The following is a 13,696-nucleotide window of genomic DNA, read 5'->3' as shown; positions in this document are numbered from 1 at the left end:
TGCATGGGTAATCCCCCCCGACCTTAAGGGGATGCGGAAGTAGAATTTTCTCGGCAGGATGAACGAGGAGATTCCGATGAAGAAGACACGATTCACAGAGGCCCAGATCATGGGTGTGCTGCGCCAAATGGAGGGCGGTGTGCCTGCCGCCGAGCATTGTCGCGAGCGCTGGATGAGCAGTGCCACGCTGTACAAGCGGCGGGCGAAGTATGGCGGCATGGACGCCAGTCTCATCAGCGAGATGAAGGCCATGGCCGAGGAGAACCGTCGGCTGAAGCGCATGTACGCCGACGTCAGCATGCAGAACGACTTGCTGAAGGAGGCTGTTGGAAAAAAATGATACGGCCAGCTCAGCGCCGGGAGTTGGCCGTGAAAGCGGTGGCGATGAAAGGGGTCAGCATCGCGCTGGCGTGCCGGGCGTTCGGCGTCAGCGAGACGTGCTACAGGCACAGCCCGAAGCTGGATGAGGAGAACGAGCAAATCGCCGACCTGCTCCTCGGCCTGACGGCTGCAAATAAGACTTGGGGCTTTGGCCTGTGTTTTTTGTATCTGCGCAACGTGCAGGGGCACAGGTGGAACCACAAGCGGGTTTACCGGATCTACCGCGAGCTGGAGCTGAACCTGCGGATCAAGCCGCGCAAGCGTCTGAAGCGGGAAAAGCCGGACGAACTGGCTGTGCCTGGGCCCCCGAATGAGCTCTGGTCGATGGACTTTATGGCCGACAGGCTGGGGGATGGACCGCAATTCCGGCTGCTGAACGTTCTGGACGACTTCAACCGCGAAGGGTTGGGCATTGAGATCGACTTTTCACTGCCTGCAGAACGAGTTGTTCGAGCCCTGATCGTGTTCGGATAGCCGATCTGCCCGCAGACCCGTTCGAGCGTCTGCACGACATCTTCGCCCCGATAAGTGAAGCGAGGATCGGCTGCCGCACAGAGGCGGGAATGCGTGTCAACAATGGTCAGGATACGCAGCTTGTTGCCCAGGGCGAGTTGGTCGTGCACGAAGTACATTGCCCAGACATCGTTCGGTCCGACTGCTTCCTGGCGATCTTCCCGCAGCTTTGCCTTCACCCGTCGTTTCGGGTGCTTGTTCCTCATCTGCAGGCCTAACTCATTGTAAATCCGGCGGGTCTTCTTCATGTTGATCACCCATCCTTCGCGTCGCAGCAGCACGTGCACACGTCTGTAACCATAGCGCACACCCGTCTCCGCGATCTCTTTGATCCGCCTCTCGACGGCAGCCTGATCCGTTCGCCGGGCCTCGTAGTGGTAGGTGGAGGTGTCGAAGCAGATGGCCCCACAGGCCTTCCGGATCGACACGCCCCAGTCGACGCACATCCTGGTCACGATCTCGCGCAAACGACCAGACTTCAGAGCTTTCGCCGAATGACGTCCTGAAGCATCTCACGGTCAAGCGTCAGATCGGCCACGATCTTCTTCAGCCGGGTGTTGTCATCCTCAAGCGCCTTCAACCGACGCATCTCGTCCGGCAGCAGCCCGCCATACTTCTTCTTCCAATTGAAATACGTCGCCTGACTGATCCCGGCCTTGCGGCAGATCTCCGCGACCGGCGTGCCCTGCTTCAGAATGAAGGCCTTTTGCGCCTCCGTGAACTTCGATGCTTTCATGCGATTCCGCTCCTTTCCCAGCCAAGGAAACCTAGCGGAAAAACCCAGCTTCAAACGATCCAGTTTTCAGGAGGCAGAGCACTACAATCCTGCCCCCTACCGGAATCCACCCCATTTGCACGCATGCGAAACCACGCGTCCTATCTTACCGAAACCATGAATCTGAATTCATTCTCTGGACAAACACCGGTCATGCTAGTTTTCGGCCGTGCAAGCCGCTAGCCTGTTTGTGAAAATCCCACGGTAGCACACTGAAGCTAGCGGGCCTCCTAAGCAACTAACCCCAACCCTTGTTCCCTTGCCAGCCGAGCGGCGACTGATGCTACGGCGAGATCTTGCAGCCCGACACCCGTACCATCGAACAACGTTATCTGCTCGTCACTGGTTCGGCCTGGTTGGTCTCCATTGATTACGGCACCAATTGAAGTGATATCATCCGCTGAAATCAGGCCGTTGGCAGTGGCGTGTTGCGCCTCACCGATTGACACGGATTGAGCGACTTCATCGGTAAAAACCGCGGACGCGGCAACGAGGTTTGCATCGACCTCTTGCTTGCCCTTGGTGTCGGTACCCATGCAGGCGATATGGGTTCCGGGTTTGATCCAGTCTTTCATAAGCAAAGGCTCAAAAGCAGACGTAATGGTGATGATGACGTCGGCCAGTGCACCCAAGTCTTCTGGTGTAACCACTTCAAACGCCATGCCAAGCTCCTCGGCGACAGCCCCGAGGCGAGGCAGCATGTCTGGATGCGGGTTCCAAGCGACGACCTTTTCAAAATCGCGTTGTTCGGCCGCCGCGCGCAGCTGGAAGGTGGATTGATGACCCGCGCCGACCATGCCCAACACTTTAGCATCCTCGCGTGCCAAATGGGCGATCGAGATCGAGGATGAGGCCGCAGTACGGACTGCCGTGAGATAGTTGCCGCCCACCAGAGCCGCCAGTTTCCCAGTGTCAGGGTCGAACAGGAACACGGTGGACTGGTGATTGGTCAGGCCCTTGTCCATGTTGTTTGGCCAATAGCCGCCCGACTTGACGCCCAACACCATACCGGCGCGATCAAAGCCGGATTTGAAGCCGTAAAGCGCGTCGGCATAGCCGATTGCCTCGCGGACGACAGGAAAGTTATACGCATCGCCACGCGCCATAGCGGCGAAGACCGCCTCGACAGCGTCAAAGGCCTGTTTTCGTCCAACCAGTTTTTCGCACAAGGCTTCGCTTACGATCAGTAGGCCATCCGTTTCTTCAGTCATGTCTGTCACCGTGCTTTCTTTGTTGTGGTCGCAGTGCGGAGATCGGAGAAGAAGGAGCACCGCATCCCAGGCCTCGAGGCTATCTGATCAAAAAGCCTTACCACGGGCCGAAACCGGCCACAGAGCTTCGACCTTTCCATTGCGCACGCCGACATACCAGTCATGGACATTTGCTGTGGGGTCGCAATGGCCAGGCACCAAGCGCAACTTGTCATTGACCTGGAGGACACCTTTCGGGTCCGAGATCACGCCGTGTTCGTCAGAGCATTTGATGTATTCCACATCATTTCGCCCATAGACAAAGGGTAGGCCGCTATCGACGGACTGGGCTTTGAGGCCCGCGTCACAAATGGCTTTGTCGGCCTTGGTGTGGCTCATTACCGAGGTCAGGATGAAAAACGCGTTTTCCCATTCTCCTTGGTCGATGCGGTTTCCATCCTTATCCAGAATGCGGCCATAATCGGCATCCATGAATGCGTACGAGCCGCATTGCAGTTCATTGTAAACGCCCGAGTTGCTTTCGAAATAATACGATCCTGTACCGCCGCCTGAGACCAGCTCGCACTCGATGCCTTCAGTTTTAAGGCCCACGACCGCGTCCTTGACCATCGCGATGGCGATGTCGAGCTTTTCCTTGCGAGCCTCGTAGGTATCAAGGTGCTGCATCGCGCCCTGATAGGCCTGAATGCCGGTGAATTTCAGGTTTGGAGCGCCCTGAACTGCTTTGGCGATTTCAATCACAGCAGTGGTTGTGGTCACGCCGCAGCGGCCTGCGCCACAGTCAATCTCGATGAAAACCTCCAACTCGGTACCGTATTTCTGAGCCGCTGCCGACAGGTCGGCCACGTTGTCAATATCGTCAACGCAGACAATGATGCGTGAGCCGAGTTTTGGCAGACGGGCCAGTCGGTCGATCTTGGCGGGGTCGCGCACCTGATTGCTAACAAGAATATCCTTAATGCCGCCTCGGGCAAAAACCTCAGCCTCGGACACTTTCTGACAGCAAACGCCAACCGCGCCGCCCAGTTCCTCTTGCAGTTTGGCAACATCCACCGATTTGTGCATCTTGCCGTGCACCCTGTGTCGCATGCCATGCGCCTTGGCATAGTCGCCCATTTTTTTGATATTCCGCTCCAATGCATCCAAGTCGAGGATCAGGCATGGGGTCTGAATTTCGCTTTCATCCATGCCAATGGTGGCTGGGATGTCAAAGCCAACTTCCAGATCGTCGATGTTTGCCGGTTTGTTCATTGGTCTTCCTCCTTACCCTTTGACCCAGGGCAATTTGTCCAGATCCACGTTGCCACCGGTGACGATGACGCCGATGCGCTTGCCTCGGAACGTGCTGGGGTTCTTCAGAATCGTTGCGAGCGGTACGGCCGAAGACGGCTCGATCACCACACGCAGGTATTTCCAGGTCAGTTTCATCGCATCAATGATCTCCTGATCGGATGCAGTGAAGATATCGGTCACGTAGTTGGACACGAAATGCCAGGTGTTCTCTTTGAGTGGCACCAGCAGCCCATCTGCCACCGTTTTGGGCGCATCGTCGGCAATGATGTGCCCGGCCTTGAACGAACGGTAAGCGTCGTCAGCCTGTTCCGGTTCCGCCGCATAAATTGCAGTTTCAGGAGCAAGGCTCGAAACGGTCAGACAAGTGCCTGATACCATGCCTCCGCCACCGATGGGGGCGACTACTGCGTCGAGCCCGTCGGTTTGTTCCAGCAGTTCCGCCGAACAAGTGGCCTGTCCCGCGATCACGCGCGGATCGTTATAAGGGTGAACAAATTCGCCACCCGTCCGCGCCTGAACCTCGGCAAAGGTGGCCTCACGCGATGAGGTTGAAGGTTCGCATTCGGTGATGGTTCCCCCATAGCGTCGCACCGCATCCTTTTTGGCCTGTGGCGCGGTGCGAGGCATGACGACGTTGCACGGAATGCCCCGGCGGCCTGCGGCATATGAGAGCGACAGGGCATGGTTGCCCGAGGAATGAGTGCAAACCCCCTTTACCGCCATCTTGTTGGAAAGCCCAAAGACCGCGTTGCAGGCACCGCGCACCTTGAATGCCCCGGCCTCCTGCAAATTCTCGCATTTGAAGAACACCTGCGCGCCGGTCAGGTCGTTCAGATAATCCGAGGTCAAGACCGGTGTGCGTCGGATATGTGGTTTTATACTTTCATGCGCCTCGCGCATGTGGTCGATCGTCAGATCTGCCGCTGAAGTGTAGTCGAGCATACGGTCCTCCTCACGCTGCGGCTTTGGTCGGTGTCTGGCGGCTGGTGCGATAGTAATCCTGCGCTGCCGCGACCCCGCTGCCCAGTTCAATCGGATAGTTCAGGTCAGCCATGGCCATTTCGATGGTGGCTAGACCAGACAGAACCAGCACATCGGTCAGACTGCCCAAGTGTCCGATACGGAATGCCCTACCGTTCATTTCGCCCAAGCCGATGCCGAAGGATACACCATATGCGCTGAATGCGTGATCCGTGAGAGCGTTGCTGTCGAAACTCTCGGGTACAAAAATCGCGCTAACGGTATCGGAATAGAGGTCTGGGGATTGAGCAACCAGTTTGAGACCCCAGGCATCAACTGCACGGCGCACGCCTTCGGCCAACCGGTGATGGCGGGCATAGACGTTGTCCAGACCTTCCTCGAACAGCATCTTAAGGCTTTCGCGCATGCCGTAAATCAGTTGCAGAGGTGGGGTGTAGGGAAACCCGCCCGAGGCATTGGCTATCATCATGTCACGGAAATCAAAGAATGTGCGCGGCAGTTTGGCGGATTTCATTGCCTCCAGCGCCTTGGGGCTGACGCAGAGGATCGCCATGCCGGTGGCCAGCATGAACCCCTTTTGCGAGCCGGAAACAGCGATATCCACGCCCCAGCGATCAAACTGGAAATCAACCGAGGCCAACGAGCTGACACAATCGACGAACAGCATGGCTGGATGATCAGCGGTGTCCATCGCGCGGCGCACCGCGCCTATGTCTGAAAGGACACCAGTGGCAGTTTCGTTATGTGTCGTCAGGACTGCCTTGATCTGATGCTCCTTGTCAGCAGACAGGATTTCCTGGAATTTGTCTGCAGGCGCGCCACTCCCCCACGGGCAATCGATGACCTGGACGTCAAGACCGTGGCGCTGGCACAGATCGATCCAGCGGTGGCTGAACATTCCATAGCGTGCCACAAGAATCCTATCGCCGGGGCTAAGCGTATTGGAAACCGCCGCTTCCCATCCGCCGGTGCCACTGGCGGGAAAGGTGATGACTTGGCCTTTGGTAGTGGCAAAGACCTTCTTGGTATCTTCTAGAACGGGTGCGAAAGTGTCTACGAAATCAGGCGCGCGGTGATCCCGTGTCTGCGCCTGCATCGCAAGGCGCAGGCGATCCGGGATGTTGGTCGGGCCGGGAATGAAGACGGGGTTTTGATCGGACATGGCGGTAACCTCCATTGCTTGCTGCAAGCATGGCTGGTTGTTTTTTGCTTTGCAATTTTTTTGAAAAATATTTCCGAAATATGAATGAAAATATTAAGACACTTATATAAAACACAAAATTATTTTTCAGTGAAAGATATCCCACGCTTTTGGAAAATGTTTTCTTTGCCTTTTCACGGCCCGATCTGGCAAAGTGGTGGCAGGAGGACTGGACCATGACGATCCAGAAGCGACCGCGCGGGCGGCCGAAATCACCATTCTCGGACAGCAATGTCGCCACTTTGCAATCATTGGATCGCGCACTCGGTTTGTTGGTGGCCTTAGCGACAGCAGGGCGGGCAACGCTGACAGATTTGTCTCTTGGAATGAAAATCCCGGCTGCAACTACCCATCGAATTCTGACGACATTGCAAAAAAACGATTTTGTGTCTTTTGACGAAACCACGCAGGAGTGGATGATAGGTATCGAAGCCTATCGCACTGGGTCAGTCTATCTGCATCGCACCAGTTTGACCGAAATCGGGCAACCGGTCATGCGGGCGTTAATGGAGAAGACCGGCGAAACGGCCAATCTGGCGGTCCCGGACGGAGCTCAGGTCGTGTTCATTGATCAGGTTGAGACGCGCAACCCGATTCGGGCATTCTTTCCGCCAGGGACCCGCACGGCCATGCATGCGTCCGGAACAGGCAAGGCCATTTTGGCAATGCTGACGGAAAACGAGGTTAAACACCTTCTCAAAGACGTTAGTCTGACCGTTTTTACCGAACACACACGCTCAAGCTCGGAGGATCTCTTCAGGGATCTGGCGGAAACAAGAATGCGTGGCTGGTCGTTTGATGCGGAAGAGCGCTATGATGGCATGTCCTGCATTGGCAGTGCGATTTTGGACGAATCCGGGCAACCCTGCGCCGGGATTTCCATATCTGGCCCAAGCAGTCGTTTTTCCGTTGAAACGATTGCAATGTTCGGCAATGCGGTTTCCGAGGCGGCGGCCGAAATCACGCAAAAACTGGGAGGTGCACCTAAGCCACAAGCAAAGTAGAACCCCCAAAGATTTTCTCCGGGGGTTTTGTCTTGTTATTGTCTGCCAATGATGGCGTTAAGTGTCGCTGATGGGCGCATGACGGCCGCAGTTTTCGCAGGGTCAGTGTGGTAGTAACCGCCCAGATCGGCTGCCTTTCCTTGTGCCGCCGCAAACTCCGATAGGATTGCATCCTCTTTGTTGGCCAACTCCGTAGCGATCGGAGCGAATACGGTGGCCAGGTCGGCATCGTCATCTTGTTCAGCCAGTGCTTCGGCCCAGTAGCGGGCGAACCAATAGTGGCTGTCACGGTTATCTGGTTGACCAACCTTGCGGCTCGGTGACTTGTTGTTGTCCAGGATGCCTTGGGTCGCATCTTCGGCCGCACGGCCCAGAACACCAGCTTTGGCATTGCCTTTAACATCCGCGAGGAAGTTTAGCGATTCACCCAATGCACAGAACTCACCCATCGAGTCCCAGCGCAGGTGATTTTCCTCAACCAACTGCTGCACGTGTTTCGGAGCCGATCCGCCAGCACCGGTCTCGAACAGGCCGCCACCATTCATCAGTTTGACGATCGAAAGCATCTTTGCTGAAGTGCCCAATTCCAAGATTGGGAAAAGGTCGGTCAAGTAGTCACGCAGCACGTTGCCAGTGATAGCGATACTGTCTTCGCCCTCGGTGATTGTCTCAAGCGACTGCCTGGTGGCTTCGCGTGGGGCCATGATCAGGAAGTTGTCAGCAACGCCCGCTGCCTCAAGGGTTGGTTTGACATAGTCAATTAGTTGGGCGTCATGGGCGCGGTTGGCGTCCAGCCAGAAGATTGCTTCGGACCCGGTCAATCGCTGACGGTCCATCGCAAGTTGAATCCAGTTTTCGATCGGTGCTTTCTTGACGGTGCAGGCACGCCAGATATCACCGGTCTCGACCTGGTGCGAGTGCAGGACTTCGCCATTTGCCAGGACAATACGGATAATGCCGTCTGCCTGCGCCTCGAATGTGGTCGGGTGGGAGCCATATTCCTCGGCCTTCTGCGCCATCAGGCCAACGTTCGCCACGGCGCCTGCAGTTGCCGGGTTCAATGCGCCGTTTTTTTTGAAGAACTTGATCGTCTCGTCATAGATCGAAGCATAACAGTTGTCAGGGATCACGCAGTTGGTGTCACCCTTGGCTCCGGTCTGGTCCCACCCCTTGCCGCCTGCGCGGATCACGGCAGGCATCGACGCATCGACGATCACATCGCTGGGTACATGCAGGTTGGTGATGCCTTTGTCGCTGTCGACCATGTACATCGACGGGCGCTCCGACTTGAGGGCTTCGATCGCGGCTATGATATCGGCATTGCCCTTGACGCGTTCCAGCAGGTCACCCATGCCGGAATTCGGGTTCACACCTAGCAACTTCATTTCATCGCCGAACTGTTCGAATACGGGATTCAGCCACGCTTTGACCGCATGTCCAAAGATGATTGGGTCCGAGACCTTCATCATTGTCGCCTTCAAGTGCAACGAGAACATGGTGCCGTCCACCTTGGTGTCCTCGATGGCTTCCGCAAGAAAGGCGTCAAGCGCCTTAGCAGACATGAAGGTCGCGTCGGCGACCGTGCCTTCTTCCAGCTTCCAACCGTCTTTCAGAACAGTGACCGAGCCATCGTTGTCGACGAACTCGATCTTGGCATCACCTGTCTGAGCGGCTGTGATGGTTGCTGATTTCTCATTGGCATAAAAATCGTCGCCGGGCATCGAGCTGACTTTGGTCTTGCTGTCTTTGGACCATTCGCCCATCGAATGCGGGTTCTTTTGAGCATAGTTCTTGACCGCCTTTGCTGCGCGGCGATCGCTGTTTCCTTCCCGCAAGACCGGATTGACGGCTGAACCCTTGATGGCATCGTATCGGGCACGAGTCTCTTTTTCCTCAACTGTCTTGGGATTTTCGGGGTAGTTGGGGATGTTATACCCCTGTCCCTGAAGCTCGGTGATTGCCGCCACTAACTGCGGCACCGAGGCGGAGATGTTTGGCAGTTTGATCACGTTGGCGTCGCGGGTCTTGACCAAATCACCCAATGCCGCAAGATCGTCGGTTTGGCGCTGCCCGTCGGTCAGGTTTTCGGGGAATGCTGAAATGATGCGTCCCGCAAGGGAAATATCCTTGGTTCCGACGCTCACGCCTGCGGCCGAAGCGAACTTTCGAATGATCGGCAGGAAGGATGCGCTCGCCAGTTCCGGCGCTTCGTCTACAATGGTATACAATATGTCGAAGTTCGATTTATCTGCCATATTACTTTACCTTTTTTGCCTTTCTGGGCGTGGGATCCAAGAGTGTGAGGCCACCCGCGTGGTGACGAAAGCGGAGCGGATTGATTGACCCGACCCTGCAGAGACACTGTTTTGACAAGCTTCCCTTACATCCCTATGCGTTTGGGATCAATCGGTCAGAGATGCGCATTTTGCCCCACTTGATGCAATTCCTCGCGACTGTTTGTTTCTCTGCAATCGTGAGACGGTTGAGCGCCAGTGTTCAGCGAAAAACTGGAGAGCAAGTTTTGATGGTAGCGACACTTGGCCGGAGATTGTCTTGAGAAGGCATTTTTCGGGGATGAGACCGAAATGCCGAATTTTGAATTATAGGAAATGACTCTGGACACCTTGCGCGCTCTTTCGATCGCATGGCTGCTGCGCGTGCGCGAATAGACCATGTCGCCGATTCGCGAGAAGTTCTTAGGCAATCAGGATAAGTGGAACACGAAATGGCGCAATTTGCGAATGCCAGAAAGCTTGAGCAGTCGACGATCCCGCATGAGGTATGTCTAATTCCACCCTGCCTGCCGTGTATACTGTGCGCAATGGAAAGGCCCGAGCAGAACACCCGTCGCCCAAACCTCAATAACGGGCGCTGTACATTAGTCTCTTTCTCAAAGACCAGGAGACAGCTCCTGCTGGACAGCTTGGCCACGACAAGCACCAACCATCGGCCGTTCAAACCCAATTCGGTGCACGCAGGCTCGAACAATTTCCGGATTTGCTGAACGAACTTTGAAAATTCAGGATCCGAAAGGGTGACTTACATTGTTCATTCGATCGAACTCAATCCCGCGTCGAGCGCGGACAGTATCGTCTCGACATCTTCAGCGGTTATGATGAGCGGAGGTGAAAGAATGATGTTGCAACCCGAGACACGGATCATTGCGCCTGCTTGATAAGTCGCTTTCTGAACTTTGACAGGGACATCTTTTGAAACGGGCGATTTTACCGTTCGATCCGATACCAGTTCCAAAGCGCACATCAGGCCTTCGCCACCGCGCACATCGCCAATCAATGCGTGTTTTTCCTTGAGTTTTTGCAAGCCACTGAACAAGTCGGCCCCCCTGGTTGCAGCGTTTTCCCACACCCGCAACCTTCGAACTTCGGCCAGCGACGCCAGTGCGGCTGCGGCACCGACGGGGTGACCTGAGTATGTGTAGCCCGAGTCAACGGAGGCCATGCCACTGGTATCTGTTTCAAAAACTGTTGAAACCTCATCCGAAACCATGACTGCCCCGAACGGAAAATATCCGTTGGTGATCGCTTTGGCGGTTGTCATGAAATCCGGCTTTACACCCCAATGACGAGACCCGCTTTCGTCGCCTGTTCGGCCGAAGGCGGTAATGACTTCGTCGGCGATCAGCAAGATTCCATGATTGTTACAAATTTCACGAACTTTCGGCATGAAGCTCTTGTGTGGGGGGATTACGCCACCAGCGCCGAGTATTGGCTCCATGATAAACGCTGCGATCGTATTTGCACCCTGAAACGCGATTTCAGCCTCGATAGCTTGCAAGCACAGTTGCGCGAGTCGCTCGGGGTCGGATTCATTGAATGGGTTCCGATAGGTATATGGTGCGGGAATATGGAAGCAACCAGGCAGCATCGGTTCATAGGCATTGCGGAACTTACCGTTCCCGTTGATGCTTGCGCCACCGAAATGGGTTCCATGATAGCCGTATTTCAGGCTGAGAAACTTTGTGCGCCCAGCTTCGCCTCTGATCCGGTGGTATTGACGGGCGAGTTTCAACGCAATTTCGACCGAGTCAGACCCGCCGGACGTATAGAAAGCACGCGTTAATCCGTCCGCCAAGAAGAATTCAGCCAATTCATAAGATAGCTCAATCGCTTTGTCATTGGTGGTGCCTCGAAAGCATGAATAGTATGGCAGGTCGCACAGTTGTTGGGCGATGGCTTCTTTTACTGGCTCGCAAGAGTAGCCCAAATTAACGTTCCAAAGGCCTCCGACCGCGTCGATAGTCTTGCGCCCCTCGACATCAACAATGTGAACCCCTTCTCCGCCGGTCAGAATGGTAGGTGGGTTGGTTTGAGCATCTGCAGGATGAGTCATCGGTTGCCAAAAATGGCGACCGTTATTTTCCATCAGAAAGTTCGAATCTTTCATTGGCTTGAACTCCGGATCATGAATAAGACGAGAGGATCTCTCAAAAACGAACTTTGCGATTGAGGTTCGGCTTCGTTCAGTGAGTTGAGTTTGGATAGTCATGCGGGGGGCGCCCCCCGAGGGCGGATGTTATTTCTTCCGCCGCACGTTCCAGTGATATCAGACATTTGGCTTCGAGTTCCGGTGTGGCACGAGAAGTTGGAATAGCCGCCGCAATCGCGCCAACAGCCATTTGATTGCCGTCGAACAGAGGGCGGGCAATTCCTTTGATGCTTTCTTCGAATGACCCTTCGGCGACCGCATACCCACGGTCGCGGATAGTAGAAATCATTGCAGCAAGATCGCAGCGATTGGTGACTGTTTCGTTCGTTACCTTGTGTAGATCGTGGGTCAGGAGGTGCTCCAAAAGGCGTTTGTTGCCAAAGGCAGTTACAACCAAACCCGATGCCGTTGCGTGCAGGGGCAGGATTTCGGAAGGATCCACTACTACACGTACCGAGTGGCTTTGAGTTTCTTCAATTGCAACTGTGTTCAAGTGGAATCTGTCCAGCAGAGACATATGAACGGTTTCTCCAGTTGCTCCTACACACTCCCGTAGGATTGGGCGAGCAATGGATCGGGTGGGAAAAGCCATTTCCCTTTGATTGGCGAGCCTCAGAACCGTACTGCCGAGACGATAGAGCTTGGTGTCCGATTTCTGCTCGAGTAAGCCGAATTCACACAACTCACCAAGAAGACGCAACGCAGTCGCCTTATTCAGGCCGGACATGCGCGTAACTTGCGACAGCCCCAGTTCAGGGTGTCGTGTCGAAAAAAGGTCCAACAAGGACAATGCCTTCAGTGTCGTTCCCACCTTTTAAGCCCTGCTGCTACGTCTCATCTCGACATCAAGCTTGACACAAAGAAGTTAATATAGCAATCTTATTTTTGAAATAACGGTTCAAATAATGAGCCAACTTGGGAGGAAATCTTATGGTCAAACTAACTGCTTTCGCAGGCGCTTTTGTGTTGACGGCAAGTGCGGTTTTCGCAGAGTACCCGGAAAAACCTGTGTCGTTTGTGGTGCCGTGGCCTCCAGGTGATCTGGAGGACGTATTGACCCGGTTGATCGCGGATGAGTTCCAGTCGATGTACGGCGTTCCGGCTGCTGTAGTGAACAAGCCCGGTGGTGGTGGCGGGCCGTTTCCCGGGGCGGTGGAGGTCGCGACCGCGCCTGCGGATGGCTATACTGTGGGTTCGTTCGTGGTGGGCGTTCCGGTCATCGGGCCGGAAATAGGCATTCCTGAACTTTCTCCGAACCCATTTGAGCCACTGGGAATATTCATGACCTATCCATTCGTGGTGGCCGCATCTGGAGATGCCCCGTATTCGAGTTGGGAGGAGCTTGTTGCCCATGGCAAGGATAACGAAGTGGCACTGGGTCATTTCGGGACGTTCCTGCCGCCCACCAAGATCACTATGGCTGCAGCCATCGAAAGTGGGTTTGACTTTGCAAGTGAAGCCGCATTCGACGAACTGAACTGCAACACACTTGCTTCAGGCGATGTGGATGTCATCAACACGACGCTGCAGCAGATCATGCCGTGCAAGGATGATCTGCACATTCTGGCAAGTATCGGCAGTCAGCGTATCGCAATCACACCTGACACCCCAACCGTTACCGAGCTGGTACCCGGTCTGACCTTGTCATTGTGGAACGGGCTTTTCGTTCACAAAGACGTGCCTCAGGAGGCGCGCGACAAGATTGCTGCAGCAGCGCAGAAGGCGCTGCAGTCCGAGCAAGCTCAGAGCCTGATAAATGAAACTGGTGTTCTGATCTATTGGCAGGATGCGGCCGAATCCACGGAGCAGATCGAATCTGACAAAGCCATGTTCGGCAAGGTCGCTGAAATTCTTGGGGAATAAAGCTCGTTGACTTCAATGCCCCCGGATG

9 protein-coding genes and 2 pseudogenes are annotated in these 13,696 nt (G+C 55.1%); 3 read left to right on the top strand and 8 right to left on the bottom strand.

Going from position 1 to position 13,696, the window contains the following annotated elements; translation table 11 throughout:
* Positions 1–76: 76 nt before the first annotated feature.
* Positions 77–840: pseudogene (locus tag ACR0LZ_RS15755) on the top strand (transposase); the annotation flags it as partial.
* Here the strand turns inward: ACR0LZ_RS15755 and ACR0LZ_RS15750 are convergent.
* The 5 genes and pseudogenes from ACR0LZ_RS15750 to bhcA form a co-directional block, all read right to left on the bottom strand.
* Positions 837–1,630 (bottom strand): annotated as a pseudogene (locus ACR0LZ_RS15750) (transposase); the annotation flags it as partial. The pseudogenes ACR0LZ_RS15755 and ACR0LZ_RS15750 overlap by 4 nt on opposite strands.
* A gap of 269 nt (positions 1,631–1,899) precedes the next feature.
* Positions 1,900–2,880 (bottom strand): iminosuccinate reductase BhcD, encoded by a 981-nt coding sequence (gene bhcD / locus ACR0LZ_RS15745; RefSeq protein ID WP_480750789.1) that lies wholly within the window; start codon positions 2,878–2,880, stop codon positions 1,900–1,902.
* 87 nt (positions 2,881–2,967) lie between these two features.
* Positions 2,968–4,131 carry a 3-hydroxy-D-aspartate aldolase BhcC gene (gene bhcC / locus ACR0LZ_RS15740; RefSeq protein ID WP_480750788.1) on the bottom strand — a complete coding sequence of 388 codons (1,164 nt, stop codon included), beginning with the start codon at positions 4,129–4,131 and terminating at the stop codon, positions 2,968–2,970.
* 12 nt (positions 4,132–4,143) lie between these two features.
* Positions 4,144–5,115 (bottom strand): beta-hydroxyaspartate dehydratase BhcB, encoded by a 972-nt coding sequence (gene bhcB / locus ACR0LZ_RS15735; protein ID WP_480750787.1) that lies wholly within the window; start codon positions 5,113–5,115, stop codon positions 4,144–4,146.
* A gap of 10 nt (positions 5,116–5,125) precedes the next feature.
* Positions 5,126–6,316 (bottom strand): L-aspartate--glyoxylate aminotransferase BhcA, encoded by a 1,191-nt coding sequence (gene bhcA / locus ACR0LZ_RS15730; protein ID WP_480750786.1) that lies wholly within the window; start codon positions 6,314–6,316, stop codon positions 5,126–5,128.
* A 290-nt stretch (positions 6,317–6,606) separates the two neighbouring features.
* Here bhcA and ACR0LZ_RS15725 point away from each other — a divergent pair, with 290 nt between their 5' ends.
* Positions 6,607–7,359: an IclR family transcriptional regulator gene (locus ACR0LZ_RS15725; RefSeq protein WP_480750785.1), complete on the top strand. Its 753-nt coding sequence runs from the start codon at positions 6,607–6,609 to the stop codon at positions 7,357–7,359.
* Between the two features lie 35 nt (positions 7,360–7,394).
* Here ACR0LZ_RS15725 and ACR0LZ_RS15720 read toward each other — a convergent pair whose 3' ends face one another.
* The 3 genes from ACR0LZ_RS15720 to ACR0LZ_RS15710 form a co-directional block, all read right to left on the bottom strand.
* Positions 7,395–9,614, bottom strand: a complete 2,220-nt coding sequence (locus tag ACR0LZ_RS15720; protein WP_480750784.1) for an NADP-dependent isocitrate dehydrogenase — start codon at positions 9,612–9,614, stop codon at positions 7,395–7,397.
* Between the two features lie 793 nt (positions 9,615–10,407).
* A complete protein-coding gene (locus ACR0LZ_RS15715) occupies positions 10,408–11,763 on the bottom strand; it encodes an aminotransferase class III-fold pyridoxal phosphate-dependent enzyme (protein ID WP_480750783.1) in 1,356 nt (451 codons plus the stop codon).
* Between the two features lie 76 nt (positions 11,764–11,839).
* On the bottom strand, positions 11,840–12,616 hold the full coding sequence (locus ACR0LZ_RS15710; RefSeq protein WP_480750782.1) for an IclR family transcriptional regulator: 777 nt from the start codon (positions 12,614–12,616) through the stop codon (positions 11,840–11,842).
* A gap of 119 nt (positions 12,617–12,735) precedes the next feature.
* Between ACR0LZ_RS15710 and ACR0LZ_RS15705 the strand changes: the two genes are divergently transcribed.
* Positions 12,736–13,668, top strand: coding sequence for a tripartite tricarboxylate transporter substrate binding protein (locus ACR0LZ_RS15705; protein WP_480750781.1), 933 nt, complete (start codon positions 12,736–12,738; stop codon positions 13,666–13,668).
* Positions 13,669–13,696: the final 28 nt, after the last annotated feature.

The sequence above is a fragment of the Ruegeria sp. CI1 genome (assembly GCF_056536925.1).
Note: the sequence above shows the minus strand (reverse complement) of the source record. Positions and strands in the feature narration are given on the sequence as shown.